23 protein-coding genes are annotated in these 26,189 nt (G+C 61.6%); 13 read left to right on the forward strand and 10 right to left on the reverse strand.

The annotated features are described in order from the left end of the window. Positions 1 to 57: 57 nt before the first annotated feature. The 6 genes from C2L64_RS35800 to C2L64_RS35825 all read right to left on the reverse strand — a co-directional run bounded on the left by C2L64_RS35800 (position 58) and on the right by C2L64_RS35825 (position 7,084). Positions 58 to 1,023 (reverse strand): hydroxymethylglutaryl-CoA lyase, encoded by a 966-nt coding sequence (locus tag C2L64_RS35800; protein WP_009769987.1) that lies wholly within the window; start codon positions 1,021 to 1,023, stop codon positions 58 to 60. 12 nt (positions 1,024 to 1,035) lie between these two features. Then, on the reverse strand, positions 1,036 to 2,226 hold the full coding sequence (locus C2L64_RS35805; RefSeq protein WP_009769988.1) for a CaiB/BaiF CoA transferase family protein: 1,191 nt from the start codon (positions 2,224 to 2,226) through the stop codon (positions 1,036 to 1,038). Between the two features lie 117 nt (positions 2,227 to 2,343). After that, a complete protein-coding gene (locus tag C2L64_RS35810) occupies positions 2,344 to 3,249 on the reverse strand; it encodes a LysR family transcriptional regulator (protein WP_009769989.1) in 906 nt (301 codons plus the stop codon). 51 nt (positions 3,250 to 3,300) lie between these two features. Further along, on the reverse strand, positions 3,301 to 3,444 hold the full coding sequence (locus C2L64_RS35815; RefSeq protein WP_176133779.1) for a hypothetical protein: 144 nt from the start codon (positions 3,442 to 3,444) through the stop codon (positions 3,301 to 3,303). Positions 3,445 to 3,834: 390 nt separating this feature from the next. Beyond that, positions 3,835 to 5,817 (reverse strand): kelch repeat-containing protein, encoded by a 1,983-nt coding sequence (locus C2L64_RS35820; RefSeq protein ID WP_009769990.1) that lies wholly within the window; start codon positions 5,815 to 5,817, stop codon positions 3,835 to 3,837. A 316-nt stretch (positions 5,818 to 6,133) separates the two neighbouring features. Further along, positions 6,134 to 7,084 carry an HNH endonuclease gene (locus C2L64_RS35825; protein WP_009769991.1) on the reverse strand — a complete coding sequence of 317 codons (951 nt, stop codon included), beginning with the start codon at positions 7,082 to 7,084 and terminating at the stop codon, positions 6,134 to 6,136. Positions 7,085 to 8,007: 923 nt separating this feature from the next. Here C2L64_RS35825 and C2L64_RS35830 point away from each other — a divergent pair. The 6 genes from C2L64_RS35830 (at position 8,008) to C2L64_RS35855 (ending at position 14,062) form a co-directional block, all read left to right on the forward strand. After that, positions 8,008 to 9,246: an ABC transporter substrate-binding protein gene (locus C2L64_RS35830; protein WP_100216097.1), complete on the forward strand. Its 1,239-nt coding sequence runs from the start codon at positions 8,008 to 8,010 to the stop codon at positions 9,244 to 9,246. A gap of 12 nt (positions 9,247 to 9,258) precedes the next feature. Next, entirely contained in the window at positions 9,259 to 10,110 is an 852-nt protein-coding gene (locus tag C2L64_RS35835) for a branched-chain amino acid ABC transporter permease (protein ID WP_009769993.1), read from the forward strand. 8 nt (positions 10,111 to 10,118) lie between these two features. Next, on the forward strand, positions 10,119 to 11,045 hold the full coding sequence (locus tag C2L64_RS35840; RefSeq protein ID WP_009769994.1) for a branched-chain amino acid ABC transporter permease: 927 nt from the start codon (positions 10,119 to 10,121) through the stop codon (positions 11,043 to 11,045). Further along, positions 11,042 to 11,800: an ABC transporter ATP-binding protein gene (locus tag C2L64_RS35845; RefSeq protein ID WP_009769995.1), complete on the forward strand. Its 759-nt coding sequence runs from the start codon at positions 11,042 to 11,044 to the stop codon at positions 11,798 to 11,800. Before C2L64_RS35840 ends, C2L64_RS35845 begins: the two co-directional genes overlap by 4 nt. Further along, complete coding sequence (locus C2L64_RS35850) at positions 11,772 to 12,479, forward strand: ABC transporter ATP-binding protein (protein ID WP_009769996.1); 708 nt, start codon at positions 11,772 to 11,774, stop codon at positions 12,477 to 12,479. The genes C2L64_RS35845 and C2L64_RS35850 overlap by 29 nt, the downstream gene beginning before the upstream one ends. A gap of 257 nt (positions 12,480 to 12,736) precedes the next feature. Then, positions 12,737 to 14,062 (forward strand): adenylate/guanylate cyclase domain-containing protein, encoded by a 1,326-nt coding sequence (locus C2L64_RS35855; RefSeq protein WP_100216099.1) that lies wholly within the window; start codon positions 12,737 to 12,739, stop codon positions 14,060 to 14,062. 198 nt (positions 14,063 to 14,260) lie between these two features. Here the strand turns inward: C2L64_RS35855 and C2L64_RS35860 are convergent, their stop codons facing one another. Continuing rightward, positions 14,261 to 15,178 carry a LysR family transcriptional regulator gene (locus C2L64_RS35860; protein WP_007730110.1) on the reverse strand — a complete coding sequence of 306 codons (918 nt, stop codon included), beginning with the start codon at positions 15,176 to 15,178 and terminating at the stop codon, positions 14,261 to 14,263. A gap of 100 nt (positions 15,179 to 15,278) precedes the next feature. Between C2L64_RS35860 and C2L64_RS35865 the strand changes: the two genes are divergently transcribed. Then, the gene (locus C2L64_RS35865; protein WP_009769998.1) at positions 15,279 to 16,298 is read left to right on the forward strand and encodes an aldo/keto reductase; all 1,020 of its coding nucleotides are present in this window, start codon (positions 15,279 to 15,281) and stop codon (positions 16,296 to 16,298) included. A 10-nt stretch (positions 16,299 to 16,308) separates the two neighbouring features. Beyond that, on the forward strand, positions 16,309 to 16,737 hold the full coding sequence (locus tag C2L64_RS35870; protein ID WP_007740916.1) for an SRPBCC family protein: 429 nt from the start codon (positions 16,309 to 16,311) through the stop codon (positions 16,735 to 16,737). Between the two features lie 80 nt (positions 16,738 to 16,817). Here C2L64_RS35870 and C2L64_RS35875 read toward each other — a convergent pair whose 3' ends face one another. Further along, positions 16,818 to 17,753, reverse strand: coding sequence for a LysR family transcriptional regulator (locus C2L64_RS35875; RefSeq protein ID WP_007740918.1), 936 nt, complete (start codon positions 17,751 to 17,753; stop codon positions 16,818 to 16,820). A 180-nt stretch (positions 17,754 to 17,933) separates the two neighbouring features. On the opposite strand from C2L64_RS35875, the gene C2L64_RS35880 reads away from it, so the two are divergent. The 4 genes from C2L64_RS35880 (at position 17,934) to C2L64_RS35895 (ending at position 22,536) form a co-directional block, all read left to right on the forward strand. Beyond that, positions 17,934 to 19,073: an iron-containing alcohol dehydrogenase gene (locus tag C2L64_RS35880; protein WP_009769999.1), complete on the forward strand. Its 1,140-nt coding sequence runs from the start codon at positions 17,934 to 17,936 to the stop codon at positions 19,071 to 19,073. 68 nt (positions 19,074 to 19,141) lie between these two features. Further along, a complete protein-coding gene (locus tag C2L64_RS35885) occupies positions 19,142 to 20,458 on the forward strand; it encodes an MFS transporter (protein WP_007740923.1) in 1,317 nt (438 codons plus the stop codon). Positions 20,459 to 20,527: 69 nt separating this feature from the next. Further along, positions 20,528 to 21,730 (forward strand): alpha-hydroxy acid oxidase, encoded by a 1,203-nt coding sequence (locus C2L64_RS35890; protein ID WP_079482448.1) that lies wholly within the window; start codon positions 20,528 to 20,530, stop codon positions 21,728 to 21,730. Positions 21,731 to 21,747: 17 nt separating this feature from the next. Next, complete coding sequence (locus C2L64_RS35895) at positions 21,748 to 22,536, forward strand: SDR family oxidoreductase (RefSeq protein ID WP_009770000.1); 789 nt, start codon at positions 21,748 to 21,750, stop codon at positions 22,534 to 22,536. Positions 22,537 to 22,599: 63 nt separating this feature from the next. Here the strand turns inward: C2L64_RS35895 and C2L64_RS35900 are convergent, their stop codons facing one another. Continuing rightward, a complete protein-coding gene (locus tag C2L64_RS35900) occupies positions 22,600 to 23,568 on the reverse strand; it encodes a cyclase family protein (protein ID WP_007740930.1) in 969 nt (322 codons plus the stop codon). Between the two features lie 71 nt (positions 23,569 to 23,639). After that, a complete protein-coding gene (locus C2L64_RS35905) occupies positions 23,640 to 23,954 on the reverse strand; it encodes an NIPSNAP family protein (protein WP_009770001.1) in 315 nt (104 codons plus the stop codon). Positions 23,955 to 24,194: 240 nt separating this feature from the next. Here C2L64_RS35905 and C2L64_RS35910 point away from each other — a divergent pair, with 240 nt between their 5' ends. Further along, positions 24,195 to 25,784 carry an aldehyde dehydrogenase (NADP(+)) gene (locus tag C2L64_RS35910; RefSeq protein WP_009770002.1) on the forward strand — a complete coding sequence of 530 codons (1,590 nt, stop codon included), beginning with the start codon at positions 24,195 to 24,197 and terminating at the stop codon, positions 25,782 to 25,784. The last annotated feature ends 405 nt before the right edge of the window (positions 25,785 to 26,189 follow it).

Consider the following 26,189-nt stretch of genomic DNA (forward strand, 5'->3'; position numbering starts at 1 on the left):
CAGTGTTCGGATTCGGGTCGGCTTATCTGCCGCTCACCTTTCGAGAATGTGGATGTTTCAGTTCTCTTGCACGAAGGCGCGTTGTTCCGGCTGACCGTCGCAGGCGGCGCACGGCATCGCGTGGAGATCGAGACGGCGGCCCGCCTTGAGCAACTGGCTCGGCACATCGTGTCCGATCAAACCCGGCAGCAACGCCGACGCCGACAGCAACGCGGACAGATCGACCCCCGTGTCATAGCCGTCGAGCTCGAGCATGTGCACCAGCTCTTCCGTGCAGACGTTCCCCGTCGCGCCCGGGGCATAAGGACAGCCGCCGAGCCCGCCGAGCGATGCATCGAAACGATCGACGCCCACATCGAGCGCGGCCAGCGTGTTGGCGAGCGCCATGCCGCGTGTGTTGTGGAAGTGCAGCGTCACTTCGAGCGCGGGAAAACGCTCGCGCGTAGCAGCGCACAGCGCGCCGACTTGCGATGGATACGCCATGCCGGTCGTATCGCAGAGCGTGACGCCATGCACGCCGAGATCGGCGAAGCGTTGCGTCCAGCCGAGCACGTCTTCTTGTGCGATGTCGCCTTCCATCGGGCAGCCCATCGCGGTGGAGAGCGATACGTTGATGGCGACCTTCGTCTGCTTCACGACACCGATCACATCGCGCAATTGCGCGAACGACTGCTCACGGCTCATGCGCAGGTTTGTGCGATTGTGGCTTTCGCTCACCGACATCACGAGATTGACTTCATCGACGCCGCAGGACAGCGCGCGTTCCGCGCCGCGGACATTCGGCACGAGCACCGTATAGACGGTTCCTTCGCGCCGCGCGATGCGGTGCATCACCGCTTCGGCATCGCACAGTGCAGGAATCGCCTTGGGCGACGTGAACGACGTCACTTCGATCTTCGCGTAGCCGCACGTGCTTAAGTCGTCAATCAGCGCAATCTTTGCGTCGGTATCGACGAATTGCGCTTCGTTCTGGAAGCCGTCGCGGGTCGCAACTTCCTGGATATAGACACGTTTGCCAGTCATGGCGCTGTCCTCTCAGATAATGCCGCGCGCACGCCATGCGTCGCGGGTCTCGGAATCGATGCCGATGCGTTTGAGCACCCCATCTGTGTGCTGCCCGAGTGTCGGCGCTTGTGTGTCGATCGTGCCGGGCGTTGCGCTCAGCTTCGGCACGATGCCCGGCACTTGCACCGGCGTGCCGTCGTCAAGCTGTGCTTGGAGGATCATGCCGCGTGCGTGATAGTGGGGGTCGCTCGCGATATCCGCGACGTCGTAGATCTTGCCGGCGGGAATGCGGGCTTCGTTGAGCGCGGCGAGCACATTGTCGAGCGATTGACGATTCGCCCACTCGGCGATGGCCGCATCAATGCGCTCGACGTGCTTCACGCGGCCGTCGTTCTGGGCGAGCGCGGGGTCATTGGCGAGATCGCCGCGGCCGATCAGGTCCATCAGGCGACGGAAGATGCTGTCGCCGTTGCCCGCGATGAGTGCGTACTTGCCGTCCGCGCAGCGATACGCGTTCGACGGCGCAATGCCCGGCAAACTGCTGCCCGCGGGCTGACGCACCGCGCCGAACGCGGAGAATTCGGGCAGCAGGCTTTCCATCATGTTGAAGACAGATTCGTACAGCGCGACATCGATCATCTGTCCGTCGCCGCCGTTCTGATCGCGGTGACGCAGCGCGAGCAGAATGCCAATCACGCCGTGCAGCGCGGACAGCGAATCGCCGATGGACACGCCCACGCGCACCGGCGTGCGGTCCGGCTCGCCGCTCAGGTGCCGCAAGCCGCCCATCGCTTCGGCGACGACACCGAAGCCCGGTCGGTCGCGATACGGTCCTGTCTGCCCATAGCCGGAGACGCGCAGCATCACGAGACCGGGATTGAGCGAGTGCAGTTCGTCCCAGCCGAGCCCCCACGCTTCTAGCGTGCCGGGGCGGAAGTTTTCGATGAGCACGTCGCTCCCGGCGATGAGTTTGCGTGCGACGTCCTGCCCTTCGGGCGAGCGAAGATCGAGCGTCAACGATTCTTTGTTGCGCGACTGCGCCGCCCACCACACCGACGTGCCTTCGTGAAGGAGGCGCCATTTGCGCAGCGGATCGCCCGTGCCGGGCGGTTCGATCTTGATGACTTGCGCGCCGAACTCGGCGAGCATTTTTCCAGCGAAGGGACCGGCGATCAGCTGTCCCATTTCGAGCACGCGTATGCCTGTGAGCGGCTTCGTCACGGTTGTCTCCTGTGATGCGTCGTTTAACGATGCTTCACTGTGCGACATACCGGTTGCGCTGAAAATCAACGAATTTTCAAGGACCCTTTCCGTTTTGGAAAGGCGTCAAAGGCATTGTCAGGCTTGCGATTGCGCGGACATGAAGTCGAAAAGACGAGCTGCTTCCGGCGAGAGTGCTGCGCGCGAACGGGTGCCGATCCAGAGCGTGCGGTCCGCCCAATCGTCGACAAGTCGTACAGGACGCAAGCCCGCCGCGAGAATCTCGGTACGCACCGCCGCTTCGGGCAACACGCCGATTCCGAGCCCTTGCTCGATCATCCTGCAGATGCCGTCGAAGCTGCTGACCTGGATGCGGACCTTGAGCGTGCGTTCGGCGCTGAACGCGGCATCGAGAAGGCGCGCGAGCAGGGAACTACCTTCGTTGAGACCGACGTATTCGTAATCGAGCGTATCGATGAACGCAATCTGTTCGTGCGATGCGAGCGGGTGATCGTTCGGCGCCAACAGTACGAGCCTGTCCTGCCGATACACTGCCTTGTCGATGTTAGGCGCGGGCACGTTGTCCGCGAAGATGCCGATGTCCGCGTCGCCGTTCGTGACGGCTGCGACGATATCGCCGCTCAGACGCTCTTCCAACGAGATTTTGACACTTGGGTTATCGACGAGAAAAACGCGCACGTCGCGCGGCAGGAACTGCACGATCGCCGATGTGTTCGCCCACATGCGTACATGTCCGAGGACGCCGACGGCATAGTCGCTCATCTCGTTGGCCATGCGGTTGACGCGCTCGACCACTTGCCGCGCGTGCGCGAGCAGCCCTTTGCCGGCGGCGGTCAGTTCCACGCCGCGCGGCTGGCGCAGTAGTAACGTGCAACCGGTGCTACGCTCGAGATCGGCGACGCGCTTGCTCATCGCCGACAGCGTCATGCTCGTGCGGTCGGCGGCGCGTGTCAGACTGCCCAGTTCCGCGACGACGATGAAAAGCCGTAGCGAATGCAGATCGTAGCGAAAGTAGCTCGTCATGATGTGAATTCACGGAAGCGTTCTTGCCGCCACTGTAACGGAAACGCGCGCTCAGGCGTGCCGCGCCGCGATTGAAAGGCGGCTCGAGACGGGCAGCAACAGGACGCCGACGCTTTGAAGCGCCATCACCGGCGTCAGCGCGATGGCGAAGCTGACCGTCCGCTCGCGAATCGCGTCGATCAGATACGTGCTCACGGAGCCCGCGAGATTGCCGACCGCATTGATCTGCGCGAGTCCGGCCGCAGAGGCCCTCAGTCATGCAGGGCATCGGCGGATTGCATGGCGAGTATCGCACTGCCGCTCGCACTGTCGGCCAGCTGAACGATGACGACGCAACTCGCGCCCGCAGTCATCTGCCTGATTCTCACACTCGTCGGAACTTAAGATCGGCGACGTCTGCTGCTAGATCGAAAAGGATTCGCTAGCTGGACGGCTGTTCCGCTCTGAGATCTGCCGTCGCATCTTTAATGGGTTGACCGTTTGCTTCGGGTCGGTTAGAGCCGACCGCATCAGGCAGCGGTCGGCCAGTTTCGGTCAGTCGATTCGAGTTCACTGAGATCTCGTATCGACATTAGCGCCGCCAATCTAGTGAAACAATTCGGTGTAGGACAAGATTCCGCGTCCAACTCCACCTGCTATGAGAACCCTCCCGTCTGACAGCAACGTTGCCGTGTGCTGCTCGCGCATTTGCTCAAGACTCCCGACTTGAGACCAGTTCCCTGTCGCAGGATCGTACAACTCGCTGGCGAACAGATCCCTGCCGTCGGTGCCGCCAGCCACCAGCACACGCCCGCTGGTCAGGAGCGTGGTGGTATGGAAGTCACGTGCCTGTCGCAAGCTGCCTGTCATTGACCACGTCCCCGTCGCCGGATCGTAGAGTTCAGCGGTTGCGAGCGCGTTCGTACCATCGGATCCCCCGACTGCGAGCACCCTGCCGTCGGTGAGTTGCGCGGCGGCATAGGCGTTGCGGGCCTGGCTCATGCTGCCGGTCGGAGACCAGGTTCCCGTGGCGGGGTCATATAGTTCGGCCGTGGCCAGTGCGGCGCTGCCGATACCGTGTCCGCCGACTACCAGGACCCTGCCGTCCGGCAGCAGGGTGGCAGTGTGTTGCTCGCGCGCCTGGCCGAGGCTGCCGGTCGGCGACCAGGTGCCCGTGACCGGATCGTAGAGTTCGGCGGAAGACAGCGCACCCTGACTACCGCCCTGACCCTCGCCGCCAGCCACCAGCACGCGACCATCTCGCAGCAGCGTGGCGGTGTGGCTGTCACGCTGCTGGCCCATGCTGCCGGTCTGCGACCATCGACCCGCGACCGGGTCAAACAGTTCCGCCGAGGTCAGCGCGTTGCCTCCACCGGTGCCGAATCCCCCCGCCACCAGGACCCTGCCGTCAGGCAGAAGCGTGGCGGAGTGCGCTTGCCGGCTTCGCGCAAGGCTGTCGGTCCGTTTCCAACTGTTCGTGGACGGGTCAAAGAACTCGGCGGAGGACAGCGCCTGCTTCCTGTTTCCCCCCGCCACAAGGACTCGCCCGTCGGGCAATAGCGTGGCCGTATGCCGGGCGCGCGCCTGATTCATGGCATCGGCAGGTAGCCACCCACCGACCTGGGCTGCAGCCACCGTGATGGTGAACTGCGTGGTGACGCTGCCAGCACTATTGCTGGCGGTAACGAAAAACGTCGTCTGGGCCAGTTCAGCGGTTGGCGTGCCACTGATTTCCCCTGTCTGCGTGTTGAGGCTCAATCCCGCCGGCAACGAAGGGGATATCGAAAACTGGGTGACTTCGCCACCGGAGTACACGGGCTCGTCGTACACAATCGGCACGCCGACGATGTATTCGGGTAGCGGATCCACATAGACGAGGCCGACCGGTGGCACGGCCACCGCAGCCACTTCGATGGTCAGCAGGGCCTGGACGCTGTCCACGCTGTTGGCGCCCGTCACCGTATAGACCGCCGGTGCGGTCACTGTCGTGGGGATGCCAGTAATGATGCCGGTCTGCGGATCAATGGCGAGGCCCGCCGGCAGTGCCGGTGACACGCTGTATTGCGTGATCTCGCCACCTGTGCTGATCGGCGTGTTGGGCGTGATCGGAGCGTTGGTCGGGTAAATGACCGACCGGTCCAGGTAGTCCAGGCCGTCTGGCGCAATAGGAGCGTCTTTGACCTCGATTTCGACCCGGGTGGAGGCACTCCCCGACGCATTGCTGCCGGTGACGGTGTAAACCGTGTCATTGCTTACGGCGGTGGGCGTGCCGGAGATCGCGCACGTCTGCGGATCCAGGACGAGGCCCGCAGACAACGGTGGAGACACGCTGCATTGCGTGATCGCTCCGCCGCTGTTGCTCAGCATATTTGGGACGATTGCAATACCTTGCGCGTACACCACCGAAGAATCGCGCTCCGCCAGCCCGGCAGGCGGGGCAGAGGTGACACCGTTGCTGCCACTGCCGTGACATCCAGCCGCCAGAGTGACCAGCGACACAAGAAAGCCTGTCACGCAACGGTTTGCCAGCATGGACTTGGCCTCGGCACTGTTTTTTTCAGAATAGGTCGTCCCGCCGTCGGCGGCCAATTGTAATCAGGCGGATTTTCCGAGTTTGCACAAGCGGCCTGGCGGACTGGAATAGACGCACCTACGGTCGGCTTCGATACATACCGGAAATCGAAACGAATCGTCAGATTGGCTCAAGCTCTGAACAGATCGCCTGGCCGCATCGGTTTGAAAATGCCAATGGCGGAAATGGTTTCGAGTGCAGACAGGTACTCTCGAGAGGCCCTGCGTCTTGTGGGTCGGCTACGGAAGTTGGGGGGCGGCTCGGCGCCGCTCGATCATCGGCGAGCTTCGAACTGCCGGGATCGGCCAATACCGGTCATCCACGAACCTCGGTTCAAGCAACCGCCTTGTCGCGTTGCTTCTTCATAAATGCTTCAAAGTGATGCCTGAGATAAGCCGCTTGTTGCTTGTTCGGCGCCTTGCGCAGACTTTTCTCCACTGTAGATATACCCAACTGCATACGACGTTCGCGAGTGTCGATCTCACGTGCGAGGAGCATGTCACCAGTCTCTGGGTGGAAGGAAATCAAGTGGTTGTCGAACAGCCGATCAAGAGTAGGAACAAGCGGCACGCCATTGTGCGGATCCAGCTTCTCTTTAGAGCTGCTGGCGGCCCATGCCTTAGCGTGGCTCGCGATCAGCATAGACTGCAGATCGCAGCCGGTCACGGCGCATTTGCCTCCCCACAGTTCAAGCATCTGCTTGCGATAGGCGCTCTGGCCTACTCGTGCCTTGCCCTTGACCTCGCGCTCCGTTGGACTGAGATCCGGGTCCTTATCAATGGCATCGAGGTCCTTCACAACCGCTTCGAGATCCTTCAGGTCTGCCTCTCGATCTGCCTCCCGGCGTTGCTTTTCCTCATGGTAGGTGCCAGCCTGAATCAGCGGCCACGCTTCTTCATAGGACATTATGTTTGCATGGTTCTTGCGCCAGTGTGCGTCGATGCCGTCTTGAAAAGGATGGCCGCACTCCGGGCACGTCTTGCCCGGTTCAGCAAGTCGCGACTTCCGGAACTCCTCATGAGCTTGCTTCTTGTCTGTCAAGACAGTGTAGCCATTAGCCTCGAAAAACTCCTTCGACACGATCGAGTTGAAACCCTCACCTTGGGGTCTCGGAAGACCAGCAATATCGTGAGCAATATCGACAACGATCTTAAGCGGATACTTCTTGTTGTCGATCAACAGATCGTAAACTTTAGAATTGCGCCTTTGCGGAATGCCATCCCGATCGATCTTTGCAAGGGCTTGCTCGATGTGAGCGGGAGTCAGATTGAAACCAGTAGACATGAGCAAAGCTGTTTAGCGTCACTATCAAGTTGACCTATCAACTATATAGGATGCTGCAAGCGTTTTGTATGCGTCAGTTTTTTGCCAATGGCTGTTTAACATGCGCACGTAAACTTTGGGAGATACGGCGGGTAGCCGTTCCCCCCGGAAGCAGCCTGATGTTGCTCCAGTCTGAAAGGCTGTTCAGGGTCCGATCGGAGACGTCCCGTAAGGTAGTGATACGGGGGAAAACGCTGCATACATCTGTTAGACACGCGCCTCTGGCTGACCATTGAATCTCTGAAGGTGCCGTATAGACGATCTTAGGCGCGGATTTGCGTCCAGCGATTCGCATCTTCCATCGCAAGTTTTCGAGTTTGACCTGTGTGCGATAGGCAAGCCAATGGCTCGGTCTTCGAGCTTGCCCGGATGGCTGCGGCACACGTGCGAGGAAGATCCCGGTCTCACTCATCCGTATATGGAGACTCCGACTGAGCGCACAGCGAAGTGAAGCAAACACGTGCTAACAAGTTATCGACACATCACAAGCTCGCTAGCGCGCGAAGCAATCGCGCAGCGCCTTCGTCAACGGTTCGCAAATAGTAATTCGCAACTCCCGAGCGAATAGCTTGAACGATGGCTGCGTCATGACTAAGGTAGACATGACGGGAAGCTTACCTACGGAGGACGCGACGACCGCATTTTTTCGCTCTCTGGCCGACGGTCTTCGGAGGTGAGTTCATCCTGGCCGGTGACCCTGGGTCGCCGCGATACCCGCGCGCTATTGATGTCTCGATCGATCTGCGTGCGGCGCTGGTCGCGTCCAGGTTGACGCTTGCGAGGTTGAGAGAAACCGGCGGCGCAACGGTCGATTGCCGCGTTTGGGGTACTGCATCTCGGACCGCCTCGCGGCCTTCGACAGGCAGCCGCCGATGGAGCCTTTCATGTTCAAGCGACCCGTGCAATCGGTTCGGTCATCGATCATTCTCCTTGCGATCTTCCTTGCGGGTCTGATGGCAATCGGGTCCGTCAGCGCCCAGACCTCGAAGGCCATCCGGATCGGCGTGCCGGCGGCGATCCAGCTTCGGGTCGGTCGCGACACCGTCGACGCGGTACGCATGGCCATCGAGGAAATCAATGCCAATGGCGGCGTGATGGGACGCCAACTCGAAATGGTGGTGGCCGACGAGACGGAAAATCCCGAGCAGGGCATCAGTGCGGTACGAAAACTCACCGCCGACGAGAGAGTCGATGTACTGATCGGCGGTTACGCGAGCGGAGTCGTGCTGGCGGAAATGCCGCACGTCGCCCAGTCGGAAACGATCTATCTCGGCGTCGGAGCGGCTTCGCCTTCTATTACCGCGAAAGTCAAAAGCGATTACCCGAGCTTCAAATACTTCTTTCGCGTGAGCCCGGTCAACTCCACGCATCTGGCGGAAGGGCTCGTCGCTTTCGTGTCGACCGATGTTGCCGGAAACCTGAAGTACACCCGCGTGGCGATCGTCGGGGAGAACGCAAAATGGGCTCAGGAAATCGTGCCTACCTTGAAGAAGGGCATCACGGACGCCGGCCTGAATGTGCAGATGATCGAGTTGTTCGACCCGCAAACCAGCGACTTCTCGCCGCTCTTTTCGAAAGCCCGTGAGAGCGGCGCGCAACTCATGCTGGTGCTGCTCTCTCACGCATCGAGCGATACGTTCGTCAAGCAGTGGTATGACGCCCGTGTGCCTGTGCTGATGGGCGGAATCGACACGAAGGCTCAGGATGCCGACTTCTTTCAGCGCGTCGGCGGCAAGGCAATCGGCGAATTCACGACTGCGTCGGCTGTCCGCGCGCCCGTGACGCCGAAGACCATCGCGTTCTGGGATGCTTTCGTGAAGCGCTATGGGCGCGCGCCTGTCTACACTGCCCCGGGCGCGTACGACGCAACCTTCATCTATGCGGCTGCGGTACAGCGCGCGCACGGCACGAGTCCGGACGTACTGATTCCACAGCTGGAGAGAACGGACTACGTGGGAGTCGCGGGCCGAATAGCATTCGATGACGCACATGATGTCCGGGCAGGTCCCGACTACGTGAGCGTACGGTTCGCGCAATGGCAGGACAATGGTGCGCGCGTCATCGTCTGGCCCAAAGCCTTGCAGACGGGAAACCTGATTGTGCCGCCATGGATGAGACGGTAGGGTTCGGCTGCCGTGAACGAAATCCTTATCTACGGCGCAGTGACCAGTTCCGTATACGCGATGCTGGCGGTGGGATTCACCTTGATGTTCGGTGTCGCGCGGACCCTGAATCTGGCGCACGGATCGTTCTATGCGCTAGGCGCGTACGGCACATATCTGATGACGACATCGTTCAAGCTCTCTCTGACCGTTGCCGCGGCGCTCGCCGTGCTCATCGTCACGGCTCTCGGCGTCGCCATGGAACGCATGTTGATCCGTCCGTTGCGAGGAGTGGGGCTAGCGGTTCCAATGATGACGCTCGCTATGGCGCTGGTCGTGGAGCAAGTGCTTTTCGTCGGATTCGGTTCGGAGTATCGCAATGTGCCGTCGTTTATCGCCGCCAGTGTGATCGTCGGCGGAGTCGATGTCAGTGGACAGCGACTTCTCACCGTTGCCGTGAACTGGTGCGTGCTGGCGTGCTTATGGGTGTTCGTGCATCAAACGCGCCAGGGTTCGGCGATCCTTGCCCTTTCGCAGGATAGGGAAGCTGCTCAATACGTGGGTATTCCTGTTGATCGCGTCTATGCGCTCGTGACGGGCATATCGGCGGCGCTTGCGGCGACCGCAGGCGTGCTGACTGCACCGTTTCTGACGGTCCAGCCCGGCATGGGGCTCATGCCGATGATCAAGGCCTTGTCGATTGTGATCGTCGGCGGCCTTGGTTCGGTTCGTGGCAGCATTGCGGCGGCCTTGTTGCTGGGCTACGCCGAGACCATCGTTGCCTACGAAATCTCCGCCTCGTGGACCGAGCTCGTCTCTCTCGTCGCAGTGTTCATGACCCTCGTTCTCCGGCCCGCTGGCCTCTTCGGCATACGGACACGCTGAGGAAATCCATGTCGAAAGTTTACGCAAACCTGGCTGGCGCCACTGGCTTCATAGCGGTCATGATCGTGCTGCCACTGGTCGTGCGCGGAAGGTATTTCGTCGGCGTGCTCACGCTCGGAGTGATCTACGGCATCTGGGCGGCAAGCTGGGACTTCATGTCCGGACTCACTGGCCGTGAGAATTTTGGTCATGCGCTGTTCATTGGCGCCGGTGCCTACACGGCAGCATTTCTGAACACGATCTGGATGGCGAACCCGTGGTGGAGCCTGCCGGCTGCGGCATGTGTCGCAGTGGTGTTCAGCCTGGTCGTCGGCATACCGACGTTGCGTTTGAGCGGACCTTATTTCGCATTGGCGACGCTCGCGGCGGCCGCGATCATGCAGCGTCTCACGCTGATCTTCTGGGAGCGGACGGGCGGCGAGGATGGCCTTCAGGGGATCGCGCCCCTGCTCAAGTCGCCTCTCGAACTTTACTACCTGTGTTTGTTCAGCCTCGTGGCGATTGTTGCGATTCTACTCGCGATATCGGCGTCGCCATGGGGCCTGATTCTTCGTGCGATCGGCGGAGATGAGCTGGCTTGCCGCGCGAGCGGCCACAACACGACGCTGTACAAGGTCGTGGCGTTCGCCATCGGCGCGGCGCCCGCAGGCCTGGGCGGGGCGCTTTATGCGCACCATCAGTTGCAGGTGGGGCCGCAACTGCTTTCGGTGTTCGTGTCGGTCTCGGTGATCACGATGGCCTACGTGGGAGGGATCGGCTCAATATACGGCGTAGCCATTGGAGCAATCTTGCTTACGGTGCTGACGGAACTGTTGCGCGGTGCGGGAGAGTGGAGGTTGCTCATCTACAGCACCGTGCTGGTTCTGATGCTGTTTTTCAGGCCGCACGGACTGGTGGCGCCGCTTTGGCAGGCTCTGAGCGGAGGCAGTGAGTGAGCGCGCTCCTGCAAGCGACCGGACTATCGAAGCACTTCGGGGGCGTTTATGCGATCAGGAACATTTCGCTCAGCATTTCCGCCGGGAAAATCACCGGCATTGTTGGACCGAATGGCGCGGGCAAGACAACGCTGTTCGATCTGCTGACCGGCTTTCTGCCAGCCGACCGCGGTGAAGTGCGTCTTGGAGACACGCTGTTGACGGGCAAGGGCGCGGACCGTATCGTGAACCTCGGATGCGCACGGACTTTTCAGTTGTGCCGCCCTTTTGCCGGGATGAGCGTCGTCCAGAACGTCATGGTCGGGTGCCTCGCGCCCAGAGTTCGCGATTTCAAGACAACGCATGTGCGTGCGCTGCATCTTCTCGAAGGAGTCGGCCTGAGGGATAAGGCGGCGCTGCCTGTTCATGCATTGTCACAGGGTGATTTGCGACGGCTGGAAATCGCCCGCGCGCTCGGAACGAAGCCTCTCCTGCTGCTGTTGGACGAACCCTTTTCAGGTCTGGGAGCGCATGAGGCGGAAACATTGTCGGCGTTGATCAGGCAATTGAACAGACACGAAGGAATCACGGTGTTGATGATCGAGCACCGGCTTCGCGATCTGATGCTGTTGGCCGAGCGCCTGCTGGTCATGGACTCGGGGAAAGTCATCGCCGACGGCGAACCCGACGCGGTAATGCGTGAGCCATCGGTCGTGGCCGCGTATATCGGAACGCGGGAGAACGGCCATGCCGCTGCTCGAGATACGGAATCTTGAAGTGAGGTACGGAAACGCGGTTGCCATAGACCGCGTTTCGCTGCGCGTCGGGCTGCATGAAGTCGTCGGCGTGCTGGGCTCGAACGGCGCCGGTAAAACGACGCTATTGCGGGCGATCTCGGGAGTGTTGTCCAGCGCCGGCACGGTGCACTTCGAGGAGCGGCGCATCGATGGCATGCCGCCTCACAGGATCGTCGCGGCGGGCATCTGTCATTGTCCCGAGGGCAGACATCTGTTCCGCGAATTGAGCGCTGAAAAGAACCTGCGGCTCGGCGCGTACTTACGGAAAAACTGCGACGAGATCGAATGCGACCTGGAACGCGTGTTCGGACTCTTTCCGACTTTGCGAGCACGCAGATCGCAGCGTGCGGGGACTCTGTCAGGGGGAGAGCAGCAGATGGTTGCAATCGGGCGGGCGCTGATGGGCAAGCCGAAGCTGTTGATGCTGGACGAGCCCTCGGCGGGGCTGGCGCCACAACTGAAATCGACCATTTTTCGCGCCATAGACGACATCAGGCGCGATGAGACTTCGGTTTTGCTAGTAGAGCAGGATGCATCGTCGGCACAGCGCATCGTCGATCGCATTTATCTGCTGGAGCACGGCCATATCGTTCGCGAGGGCGCCAGCCGGGAGTTTTTCGATGATCGCGAGATCCGTCGTTTCTATCTCGGGATCTGATATCCGGTGCTCAGGGTGGAACGGCAGGACGTGGCTGCGCCCTGAAGCAGCGCGTGTTTCGAGTGATCGCTGGGGCAATATCTTCGGACCGGTAAAAATGAACCTGGTACCGATCATTCCGAAAACATAGAATTCCTACAGCGCGTGCGCTCGTTCGTCATGGCCATGAAACGGACTCAGAGGCCGGCTTGCATCGGGCGCAACGCAACTGTGCCGGCGGATGTCTCGGAATCCTTCTTTGCAACCGGATGCTCGCGATGCAGCCAGAGACGCGATATGCCCGAAGCGGCGATGTCAATGTTGCCTATCAGGTGATCGGAGCGGGACCTCCCGACATCGTCGTCGTGCCTGGCTGGGTTTCCAACGTCGACTTCTGCTGGGAAGAGGCGGCGTTCGCAAGATTCCTGACCAGGCTCGCTTCATTTTCGCGTGTCATCCTCTTCGACAAGCGAGGAACCGGTCTGTCTGATCGCGTCGTGGATCTGCCGAGTCTCGAAGTGCGTATGGACGACGTATGGGCCGTGATGCGTGCAGTCGGAACCGGCGTTGCGGCGCTATTCGGCTACTCGGAGGGCGCCACCATGTGCGCACTCTTTGCCGCCACTTATCCTTCGCGAACTTCGGCTCTGGTCATGGCGGGCGCGTTTCCGCGCCGTAGGTGGGCACCCGATTATCCATGGGGGCAAACCGACGAGCAGATACAGTGTGCGCTCGACGAAGTAGACCGGGAATGGGGTGGGCCGGTCAAGATCGATGCGCACGCGCCAAGCATGGCGCGGGACGAACACTTTCGCCAGTGGTGGGCGCGCCGATTGCGCGCCAGTGCAAGCCCGGCCGCCGCCAAGGCATTGCTCCGCATGAATGCGGACATCGACATCAGACATGTCCTGCCGAGCATTCGAGTGCCGACGCTGATCCTGCACAACAGTCACGATCGCGTGGTTAGTCCCGACGCGACCCGATATATGGCCGATCTCATACCCGGTGCGAAGCTCGTCGAGTTGAACGGAATAGACCATATCCCGTGGGGAGACAACAGCGACGCGATTCTCGAGGAAATCGAGGAGTTCCTGACGGGAGTCAGGCACAGTTCGGAATATGATCGCGTACTGGCTACGGTTCTCTTCACGGACATCGTCGGATCGACGGATAAAGCCGTCAGCCTTGGAGATCAGCGTTGGAGCGATCTGCTCGAATGCCATCACAACGTTGTGCGACGCGAACTTGAGCGTTTTCGCGGGCGGGAAATCGCGACGACGGGAGACGGCTTTCTAGCGTCTTTCGACGGACCCGCGCGCGCGGTGCGGTGTGCCTGCGCGATCTCCAGAGATGTACAGTCGCTTGGTATCGAGGTAAGGGCCGGCGTGCACACCGGCGAATGCGAAGTGATCGGCAACGGCCTTGGCGGGATAGCGGTGCATATCGGAGCACGCATCGCCGGTCTCGCGCAAACTGGAGAAGTGCTGGTATCGGCAACGGTGAAGGATCTCGTCGCCGGATCCGCGTTGCAGTTCCAGGATCGAGGCGTTTATTCCCTGAAGGGCGTTCCTGGGGATTGGCGGCTCTTCGCAGTCGATCATTAGCACCCAGATGTGCTCTCAGGGAGCCGGAAAAGCTCGCTGGGAAGGGAGTCGACGGCAAACGGCCAGTTGCCGCCGTTCGCCATCGACGTTACACGGTCATTCGAACGGCCATTCCCCATCACGCAGCGGACGTTCGGTCGGGCGAGCGAAATGCCTTCGCGGGGTCATGCGTCACTGCGCAAGTCGTCGCTGTGCCGCTTATGTATTTGAAGACATCGGCGGCACCGCGCTTGAATGTAGCAGCGTCGTGCGGAAATGCTCTACCAGTGGTCTCAGGTTGACCCGATGCCACGCCGCCCATAGCGCCGTCCGATAACTGAACCACGACAGTTCATGCAGCACCACGCCAGCGGGCGCATGGCGCCGCAGGCTTTGCTGGATCATCGTGACGCCGAGGCCCGCCGCGACGAGACCGAGTGCAGCCAGCGGCTCGGTGGCTTCCATCGCGATATCGGGTGTGAACCCGGCTTTCGCGCATGCTGCAATGAAATTATCGTGGCGCAGCGCGCCTTCTTCGTACATCACAGCAATCCACTTCTGCGTCGCCAGGTCGTCCGGTGTGAAGCGCGACGCGTTCGCCAGCGGATGGTCCTCGGGAATCGCGAGCAGCATGGGATCGTCGAGCACCAGCGCTGATTCGAGGTCCGGGTCGTCGGACGATAGCGGCTCGCAAACGAGCGCGATATCGAGGCTGCGCTGACGCAAGCCGGTTAGCTGATCGGCCGACCGGTAGCTGTAAAGGGCGATGTGCACGTCGGGCTTCTGCGCGCGCAGTTGCCGCAGCGCGCGAGGCAGCACGCCAGAGTGCATCGCGTTCTCCAGATAGCCGATGCACAGCCCTCCTTCGTCGCCGCGCCCAAGACGCCGCGCCAACGATTCCAGCCGTTTTGCGTGCGTGAGGAACGCCTGCGTTTCCGCAAGAAAGGTGCGCCCATCGGTAGTCAGCCGGATCCGCTGCTGCGAACGTTCGAATAGTGTAAGACCGAGATTTTCCTCGAGCTGGGCGATCTGGCGGCTCAACGGCGACTGCGAGATATGCAGCTTCTCGGCGGCGCGCCCGACGTGCTCCTCTTCGGCGACCGCGACGAAATAATGCAGTTGACGGATATCTAGCATATAAGACCTCTCCGGACTCAAGTTTGTCAAATTATGTCTTAGACAGACTTAACTTGTCACCCTAGACTTTGCGCTACCGACTCAATCAAAGGAGCAAGTCATGAGCATCAAGGACAAACTGCCGGCCGGCACGCAGCTGGGTTTTGGCGCTGCGCCGCTGGGCAACATGTTTCGCAACATCCCCGAGGAAGAAGCGCTGGCAACCGTCAAGGCAGCGTGGGATCAAGGCGTGCGTTATTTCGACACGGCCCCGCTGTACGGCGCCGGCCTCTCGGAAATCCGGCTTGGCGATGCGCTCTCCGCCTGCAGGCGCGACGACTACGTGCTGAGCACAAAAGTAGGCCGCGTGATTCTCGACGAAATCGAGGACGTCAGCGCGCGCGATCTCGGCGAGAAAGGGGATGTGTTCGCCTTTGGCCGTCCGAACAAGATCGTCAACGACTACTCGGCCGACGCGACGCTGCGCTCGATCGAAGACAGCCTGACGCGCCTGAAGACGGATCGTCTGGACATCGTCTGGGTACACGACGTCGCGCAGGACTTCTACGGCGACGAATGGCTCGCCATGTTCGAATCGGCACGCAAGGGCGCGTTCCGTGTGCTGAACCGTCTGCGCGACGAAGGCGTGATCAAGGCGTGGGGGCTGGGTGTCAACCGCGTCGAGCCGTGCGAACTGCTGCTCGATCTCTCGGAAGTGAAACCGGATGGCTTCCTGCTCGCAGGCCGCTATTCGTTGCTCGATCACGAGCGTGCATTGCAGCGGCTGCTGCCGGCCGCTGCCGCGAAAAACGTGGAGATTGTCGTCGGCGGTCCGTATAGCTCGGGCGTGCTCGCGGGCGGCGCACACTTCGAATACCAGAAGGCGTCGCCTGAGATTCTCGCGAAGGTCGAGCGTATCAAGGCGATCGCCGCGCGTCACAACGTGAGCGTCAAGGCCGCCGCGCTGCAGTTCGTGCTGGCCCATCCGGTTGTCGCCGCAGTGATCCCCGGCGCGAGCAAGCCGGAGCGCATCGCGGAAGACCACGCTGCCGTCAAGGAAGCGATTCCCGCAGACTTCTGGCGCGAGTTGCGCGAGCAAGGTCTGGTCGCCGCCAATGCACCACTGCCCGTCAAGGCTTAAGGAGACTGACATGGCCCAAGCCAATGCGTCGATCCGCATTCCCGTTTCGCCCGACAAGGTGTGGCAACTGATCGGCGGCTTCGACTCGCTGCCGGACTGGCTGCCCTACATTCCGTCGAGCGAATTGAGGGAAGGCGGACGTGTGCGGCATCTTGCTACGCCGGCCGGCGATGTGATCGTCGAGCGTCTGGAAGCCTTCGACAACCGCGCGCGTAGCTATACCTATTCGATTCTCGAAGCGCCGTTTCCCGTCACGGGCTATCGCTCGACGCTGCAGGTGCGTGAGAGCGAAGAGGCGGGTGCATCGCTGGTCGACTGGAGCGGTGAGTTCACGCCGACCGGTGTGAGCGACGACGAAGCATCGAGGCTTTTCGAAGGTATCTATCGCGACGGTCTGCGCGCGCTGGCGGCATCGTTCGCGGACAAAGGCATCGCGTAACTTGCGTGGATTCGGGCCCGATGACGCACTATCAGGCATCCGGGCCCGTGATCACGCGGGACGCACGGCACCCGACGGCATTACGCTTCACCGCCATGTTTGGCGTTCAGCTCCTCGATCAGCTGTCGCGCGCCGGGCGAGAGCTGCGCGCCTTTTCGGGTGACGAGTTCATAAGGCTCGCTACGCGAAGCAAGATGCAGCGGAAGGATGCACGTCATCTCGTGACTGGCGAAAAACTGCGCGACGTCGATCGACACCAGTGCGACGAACGACGGATTGCTCTGCAGCAGCGCGAGCGTGGCGAATGCAGACGTCGTTTCGAGCAGATGCATGGGGAAGCGAATATCGGCTTCGCGAAACTCGCGCTCCAGCAATAGCCGCATCGGCATGTTCGCGCGATACACCACCCAGCGGTATTCCGCGACGTCCTGAAGCCTGACCTTCTTCGCGCGCCGCAGCGGATGCTGCACATTGGCCACGACTGCGAGCGTTTCCTCCTGCAGCCGCGTGGTTTCGTAGTGCTGCGGCGTCTGACTGATCGTCGTGCGACAGATCGCCAGATCCAGCCGGCCTTCGTCGATCTGGCTGAGCAATGTTGCGCTCGTGTCTTCGACGATTTCGACTGAGATTTCGGGGTTTCGCGCGATCAGCGAAGTAATCGCATCGGTGAGCAGCGGCACGGCGCCCATGATCACACCGACCGCCACACGGCCGCCCTGGCCGCGCATGATCCCGACGATCTCTTCACGCATGTGCGACAGATCGGTGTGGATCAGGCGTGCGTAGCGAATCACGCAGCGTCCCGCTTCGTTGGGCTCGAGTCCCCGGTTCGTGCGATTGAACAGCGGTGTCCCGAATGTCGTTTCGATTTCCTGCAAGGCCTTGCTGGCGCCCGGCTGCGTGAGCGCGACCTGCTGCGCCGCCTTCAGCAACGACCCGTGATCCCCGAGGGCGATCAGGAGTCGCAGTTGCTTCAGATGCAGGCGGGAAATGATGGAGTTGAGCGGCGGTGTCATGAAGGTTGAGGGAAAGTTATATCTGTATCAAATCTTCTCAATTACTGAGAAATGGGCGCCTCCTTATACTGGCCCACACACGGCGTCTAAAAAGCGCCAGCATCAACGCGACGGCCCGGTTATGGGCCGTTGGAGTCCGGCGCCGAGGCGCCACAGCCACTATAACTGACGCTCATTCCCATGTCTCTCATCAACTACGTCACGCAGATTCAGTTCGACTACGGTGCGATCCGTTTGCTTAGCAGCGAATGCGAGCGAGTGGGTATCAGGCGGCCGTTGATCGTCACGGACAGAGGTATCCGGGCAGCAGGCATCATCGATACCGTGCTCGACGCGCTCGCTGGCACGGCGCCCGTCCCGATCTATGACGGCACGCCGCCGAACCCCAACGAGGCTGCGGTGCGCGACGCGGTGGCGGCCTATCGCGCGGGCGACTGCGACGGCATCGTCGCCGTGGGCGGCGGTTCGGCGATCGATCTGGCCAAGGGTGTTGCCGTTTGCGCGACTCACGAAGGGCCGCTGCAACGATTCGCCGTGATCGAAGGCGGCGCGACGAACATCACCACGAAAACCGCGCCCGTGATTGCCGTGCCCACGACAGCGGGCACCGGCAGCGAAGTGGGGCGTGGCGCCATTCTGATTCTCGACGACGGCCGCAAGGTCGGCGTGATCTCGCCGTTCGTGGTACCGCGCGTGGCGATCTGCGATCCGGATCTGACGCTGGGCTTGCCGCCCGCGTTGACGGCGGCGACCGGCATGGACGCGATCGCACATTGCATCGAGACCTTCCTCGCGAGCGCGTTCAATCCACCCGCCGACGGCATCGCGCTAGACGGACTGTGGCGCGCATGGCGTCACATCGAGCGCGCGACGCGTGAACCGGGCGACCGTGTGGCGCGACTGAACATGATGAGCGCATCGATGCAAGGCGCGCTCGCATTCCAGAAAGGCCTGGGCTGCGTGCACAGCTTGAGTCATTCGCTTGGTGGCATCAATCCGCGCCTGCATCACGGCACGCTCAACGCGATCTTTCTGCCCGCGGTGCTCGAATTCAATCAGCACGCGCCATCCGTGCGCGACGAGGACAAGCTCAACCGCATGGCAACCGCTATGGGGCTTGGCAACGGCGCGGAGGTGGCGCCGTCAGTGCGGACCATGACGCAGCGGCTCGGCTTGCCGACCGGCCTCGCGCAACTGGGCGTCACGCCCGCGATGTTCCCCGACATCATCAGGGGCGCACTCAAGGACCACAGCCACAAGACCAATCCCCGCGAAGCGTCCGATGGCGATTACCGCGCCATGCTGGAAGCATCGCTCTGATGCATCGCATCTGACTGACTCAGTGCCGCGCAGACGGCACTCCAACAAATCAACCGGAGACACTCAACATGCAGGCGAGCAAAAAGCTGCGTCGTATCCAGCGCATTTCCATTTTCTTTTTGACGCTGGCGGGCTGCGTCAACTATCTCGACCGTAGCGCGCTATCGGTAGCCAACAGCACCATTAGCGGCGAAATGGGGCTTAGCGCGTCGCAAATGGGTCTGTTGCTTTCCGCGTTTTCGATGTCCTATGCATTCGCGCAGTTGCCGGTCGGCGTCCTGCTGGATCGTCTGGGCGCACGGCTGATGCTCGGCGCAGGCATGTTGCTCTGGTCGGTCGCGCAGCTGTGCACTGGCTTCGTACATGGCATCCAGCAGTTTTTCCTCGCACGGGTGTGCCTTGGCATCGGCGAAGCGCCGCAGTTTCCTGCCGGCGCGAAGGTGATCGGCGAATGGTTCGCGCTGCGTGATCGCGGCGCTCCAACGGGGATTTTCGTGGCCTCTTCGACGATCGGCCCCGCGATTGCGCCGCCGATCCTCACTGCGCTCATGTTGACTCTCAGCTGGCGCGAGATGTTCATCGTCACGGGTGTGTTCGGCATATTGGTGGCGCTAGGCTGGTACGCGGTGTATCGCAACCGCAGTGAAGTGGAGCTGACACCCGACGAGCAGGCCCATCTCGCCGAAGGTGCGCAGGAAGAACCCAACGCAGCACCGCTGAACGGCGCGCAGTGGCGCAATCTTTTCGCGCAACGCACGACGTGGGGCATGCTGATCGGCTTCATGGGCGTCATCTACATGGTGTGGCTGTATCTGACCTGGCTGCCCGCGTATCTGGAGCACGAACGCGGCATGAGCATCGCGCGCGCGGGCTGGGTCGTGGCGATTCCGTACCTGGTCGGCACGCTCGGCATGGTGGGAAGCGGCTATATCGCCGACTGGCTCTACAGCAAAGGCATGGCTCCGATCACGAGTCGCAAGTGGCCGATCTGCGTGGGGCTCGTCGGCGCGGCGGCGGCCACCGTCCCAGCTGCATTGACGCCTTCCGCCTCGATGGCCATCGTGTACATCTCGGTGGCGATGTTCTTCCTCAACATGGCATCCGGCGGCGCATGGTCGCTCGTGAGTGTCGCCGCGCCCCGTCACGCCGTGGCGTCGCTCGGCGGCATCCAGAACTTCGGCGGCTTCCTGGCGGGATCGGCTGCGCCGATCGTCACCGGCCTTGTGGTGGACCGCACGCATTCGTTCGTGAACGCGCTGATCGTGAGCGCCGCCGTCGCGCTGCTTTCCGCCGTTGCTTACATGGTCATGGTGCGCAGGCCCGTGAGCGTCACGCAAGAGCACGAAGAGGGTGCCGTGCTTGCAACCGTGCAGGCGGCCGACTGAACGGCAGCGAGCGCGGCAGCCACATCACGGCAGTTTCAAACCGATAGACAGTCAAGGTGCAGGGATCGAATGTCAGTCATTACGTGTGTTGAGGATTTGCGTCTGATGGCGAAGAAGCGCGTGCCGAAGGCGTTTTACGATTATGTCGATAGCGGCTCCTATTCGGAATCGACGTACCGCGAGAACAGCCGCGCGTTCGACGACCTGAAGCTGCAGCAGCGAGTGGCCGTGAATGTCGAAGGTCGGAGCACAGCCAGCACGATGATCGGTCAGCCAGTGACCATGCCCGTTGCCATCGCGCCAACCGGCCTCGCCGGCATGCAGTGGGCGAACGGCGAGATGCTCGGCGCGCTTGCCGCAAAGCGCTTCGGCGTGCCGTTCACCTTGTCGACGGTCAGCATCTGCTCGATCGAAGATGTCGCGCGTCATACCGCCGCACCGTTCTGGTTTCAGCTCTACGTGATGCGCGACCGCGGCTTCAATGCGTCGCTGATCGAGCGCGCGAAGCTGGCTGGCTGTTCGGCGCTCGTCGTCACGCTGGATCTGCAGATCAACGGCCAGCGGCACAAGGACCTGAAGAACGGCATGACTGTTCCGCCGCGTCTCACGGCTTCCAACCTGCTCGATTTCGCGTCGAAGCCAGGCTGGATGATGCGTGCGCTGCGCGGCGCCAAAACGTTCGGCAATCTGGCGGGCTACATCAAGGGCGGCGACGACGTCATCGCGATCAGCAAGTGGGTGGCGCAACAATTCGACCCGACGCTCGGCTGGGACGATCTCGTCGCCATCCGGCGCGGCTGGGATCGCAAGCTCGTGCTGAAGGGCATCCTGAGCGTCGAGGACGCGCGCATGGCCGCATCGATCGGCGCCGATGCCATCGTCGTGAGCAATCACGGCGGGCGGCAACTGGATGGCGCGCCGCCCAGCATCGAAGCGTTGCCGGCGATCGTCGAGGCTGTCGGCGACAAGATCGAAATATGGGTGGATGGCGGCATTCGCAGCGGGCAGGACGTAATGAAGGCGCTCGCGCTGGGCGCGAAAGGCACCATGGTCGGACGTGCATTCATGTACGCACTCGGCGCAATGGGCGAGGCCGGCGTCACGCGAATGCTGCAGATACTGCAAAGCGAACTCGACGTCAGCATGGCCTTGTCGGGCGTGCGAACGATCGGCGAAATCGGCCGGCACAATCTTTTTCAGCGTCGTCATGATCTGCTGTCGCGCGGCAGCCTGGGCGAGTCGCAGGATCGCGCTGAGACGGCAATCGTTTAAATCAAGGAGCAAGCTGGATGGATCTGAACATCAAAGGTCGGTGGGCGCTGGTGTGCGCGGCAAGCAAGGGTCTGGGAAAAGGTTGCGCACAAGCGCTGGTCGCGGAGGGTGTAAACGTCGTCATCACGGCACGCGGCAGTGACGCGCTCGAGGCGACCGCACACGCGCTGCGTCTGCTCAATCCCGCCGTCACGGTCAAGACCGTGCCCGGTGACATCACGACGAGCGAAGGGCGCGCCGCTGCACTGGCGGCGGCGCCTCACATCGACATTCTCGTGAACAACGCGGGCGGCCCGCCGCCGGGCGATTTTCGCAACTGGTCGCGAGAGGACTGGATCGCCGCAGTCGATGCGAACATGCTGACGCCGATCGAGTTGATCAAGGCAACCGTGGACGGGATGGCCGAGCGGGGCTTCGGCCGCATCATCAATATCACTTCGGGCGCGGTGAAGGCGCCGATCGACGTGCTGGGACTATCGAACGGTGCGCGTTCGGGGCTGACGGGTTTTGTCGCGGGACTGGCGCGGCAAAAGCGTATTGCGCAGGCCAATGTGACCATCAACAATCTGCTGCCGGGGCTGTTCGAAACCGACCGTTTGCGTCAGTCGACGCGAGCAGCGGCCGATGCGCATGGACAGAGCTACGACACGGCGCTGGACGCGAAGCGCCAGATCGTTCCGGCTGGGCGCTTCGGAACGCCTGAGGAGTTCGGGGCGTTCTGCGCCTTCTTGTGCAGCGCGCAGGCCGGATATCTGACGGGTCAGAATGTGCTGCTGGACGGCGGCGCCTATCCGGGCACCTTCTGAGGCACGGACTGCGGCTGACGTAGCGTGCATGCCTGACAACCGAGGCATGCGCGCTACGCGTGCTTATTTGATGACGAGAGGATTGACGGGAGCACCCGTGCCGCCAACGATCTTCAGCGGTGCAGCCGTATAGAGGAATTGCCATTGACCGTCGCGTTCGCAGTCGCCTGCGAGTTCGTCGAGCAGCACGACCTCGGTAAATACGACGCCCAGGTTGCGCATCAGCGCGTTATGCAGCGGAATCATAACGCCCGACACGGGATCGACAGTGACTTCGTTGCCCATCGTATCCGTCACGAGACAAGGAATTTCCATCTCCCGAAACCACTCGACGAGTTCACGGCTGAACGTCAAGCCCGGCTCCATATAGTCCTGATAGAACTCATCCGCGTCGCGCTCGTAGAACGAGCCGATCCAGCCGGTGCGGATCAGCAGGATGTCCCGCGGCTCGATGGTCACGCCCTGCGCGCGCGCGGCATCGAGCAGATCCCGATGGTCGAACGTTTCGCCCTTGTCGAGCACGGGCTTGTTGCGGTGACGCGCCATATCGATCAGCACGGCGCGACCGGCAATGCCGCGCTCGGCGATCGGCAGAATGCTGGCGCGCGCCAGGCCACCGACCGTACTCATCGCGTCATAGCCGTTCCAGAGGGTGTCGTCGTACCAGACGTGGCCGAGTGCGTCGCATTGCGTCGATCCTTGAACATGCATGAAGATCACATCGTCGGCATATTCGACGTTACCGTCGAAGTGTGCCTTGCCTGCCAGAAAATGGCCTTTATCGAGCACGTTCATGCGCATCGAAGGGCGCCGGCCGGGAAATAGCGGCTCGCCTTTAGCATGACCGATATCGACTTGCAGCGTGAATGTCTTGCCCTGTCGCACCGCGGCGATGCCGCGCAGAATCTCCGCCGATTGAAGATAGTTCAGCGCGCCGACCTCGTCGTCGGGTCCCCACTTGCCCCAGTTTCTGGGCAAGCCTTCGAGCAGTTGCTTGACGTCTGGATTGCCTTTGGGGTTCGGCACACACATGATTGTCTCCTTGGTTGTTGAAGCAAGCACGAAGTGGCTTGCCTTTGAGTTGTTGCCTGACGGATGCTTGCCTAGCGGATCGGCGAGAAGGAGGCGGCCAGCATGATGCGGGATTCCTGATCGATGAGCAGCGGCGTGGCCTTTGCGATGAACCTGTTCATCCAGTTCGGATCTTCGAGCAGCGCAGCACGGCGCTTAACGCGCTCGTCGAGGCTTTCCCATGCCCAGATGTGCACGACCTGATTCAATGTGCCGACTTCCGTGTACCACCAGCCGATCAGCTTCGCGTGACGCGAAATGATGGGCAAGCCTTCCGCTTCGAAGTTCTGAAGATATTCCTTCAGCTTTCCTGGTTGAACCGTATAGGTTCGCATTTCATAAAACATGAACGAGTACTTTCCAAATTAAGCAGAAAGTCAGTATAGAAATCATCCAATAGCCTTTAAATTGAGAGCTTCTTATAGCGCTATAACGAGCTGTCATGTCCAAAGCGTTGACGCTTGCCAGCCGGTTTGAAATCATTCCGTGAAGGTGCTGCGAGGTCGAAATTGCAGCGACGCGAGTACAGTCGAGTGAATAACGACGCCCGGGACAGGGCGTCGACTTATCCCATCAAGGAAATGAAAATGAACATCGCAGGGAACTTGTTGATTGGCCAGAGCGTGCGACGCGGAACGAACGGCGTGTCGTATGCCATCGACGCGGCGAGCGGCGAACGATTGGAACCGGGCTTCGGTGGCGCGACGCTCGAAGACGTCGATGCAGCGTGTGCATTGGCATGGGCCGCTTTCGATATCTTCCGCGAAACCACGCTCGAAGCCCGCGCGGATTTTCTGGAGACGATCGCGGCCAACATCCTCGCAGCAGGCGATGCGTTGATCGAGCGCTGCGTCGCGGAGTCGGGCTTGCCGCGCGCGCGAATCGAAGGTGAACGCGCGCGAACGGTGGGCCAGTTGCGGATGTTCGCGGGTGTCGTGCGAGCAGGCGACTTTCTCGAAGCGCGCATCGATCCGGCTCAGCCCGAGCGCAAACCGGCACCGCGCGTCGATCTGCGTTTGCGGCACATCGGGCTCGGCCCCATCGCGGTGTTCGGTGCCAGCAATTTTCCGCTGGCGTTCTCGGTGGCAGGGGGCGACACCGCTTCCGCACTGGCCGCTGGGTGCCCGGTGATCGTCAAGGCCCATGCCGCGCATCCCGGCACGTCGGAACTGGTCGGCATGGCCGTGCAGAAGGCGGTGAAGGACTGCGAAATGCCTGAGGGGACCTTCTCGCTGCTGTTCGGAAGCGGCCGTGAAATCGGCCAGGGGCTGGTTCGCGATCCCCGCATCAAGGCGGTCGGATTCACCGGCTCACGCCATGCGGGAACGGAGTTGATGGCAGTCGCCGCCGCGCGTCCCGAGCCGGTGCCGGTCTATGCGGAAATGAGCAGCATCAATCCGGTGTTGCTGTTTCCGCATGCGCTTGAGCAGCGCGGCGAAGCGATCGCTCAGGCCTTCGTGCAATCGTTGACGCTCGGTGCCGGGCAGTTCTGCACGAACCCGGGTTTGATTCTCGCGGTGGAAGATCCCGCACTCGATCGCTTCGTGGCCGCGGCTTCGGAGGCGCTGAGACGGGCGCCGGCCGCAACGATGCTCACGCCCGGCATTCATCGGGCGTTTGAAACGGCGGTGTCGAAGTTCGCCGAACATCCGCAGGTGCAGACGGTGGCGCGCGCGCAGCCTGCGACCGGCGCGAACAAGGGACAAGGCGCGCTCTTTGTGACAAGCGCCGCCGCGTTTCGTGAGCAAACGGAATTACAGGAAGAGATTTTCGGCGCGGCGTCATTGATCGTGCGTTGCCCAGATCTGCACACGATGCGTGAACTGATCGAGTCGCTGGAAGGACAGCTGACGGCGGCGTTGCAGATCGATGAAGCCGATTACGCAGCGGCGCGTTCGTTCCTTCCGTCACTGGAGCGACGCGTGGGCCGCGTGCTCGTCAATGGCTTTGGTACGGGCGTCGAAGTCGCGCATGCGATGGTCCACGGCGGTCCTTATCCGTCCACCGCCGACGGTCGTTCGACTTCGGTCGGCAGCCTCGCGATCCGCCGCTTTCTGCGGCCGGTGAGCTATCAGGACATGCCGGAGGCGCTGCTGCCCGAGTCGTTGAAAACGGGCAACCCCTGGCGAATCAATCGTCTCGTCGACGGGAAGATCGCGTTGGCGCAGCGCGCTTGATCGTCGTTGCCCAGGTCGGCGCGATGCCCCCGCCGCCTTTGCGGCGGCGAGGTCATGAGAAGGGCAAGACGTACTGGTTTAAAGGAACACGCTCGACGGTCGTTCGGTCGGGGTTGGCGACTGCCTGATCGATGCCAGCCTAGGCGAACTGTTCTGATCTAACCGCAAGGACAACGACAATGCATCAAGCCAATCAGCAATGTCGGGAGCACGGTTGCACACTTCCGTCCGCCGGTGCCGACCAGAAGCTCCGCCACTGTGAGGTTGACCGCGATGGCCACCGGCAGGAATGATCGTCTCCGGCTGGACATGATGTCACCTCCTAGGCACTGCCTGGCCTTCGCGGGCTCGGCGGACTATATGAATCAAGCTTAGGCGGGCGCGACCGCCGCGGGCGGGATTTTC

Origin of the sequence: Paraburkholderia hospita, assembly GCF_002902965.1 — a bacterium.
GTDB lineage: Bacteria > Pseudomonadota > Gammaproteobacteria > Burkholderiales > Burkholderiaceae > Paraburkholderia > Paraburkholderia hospita.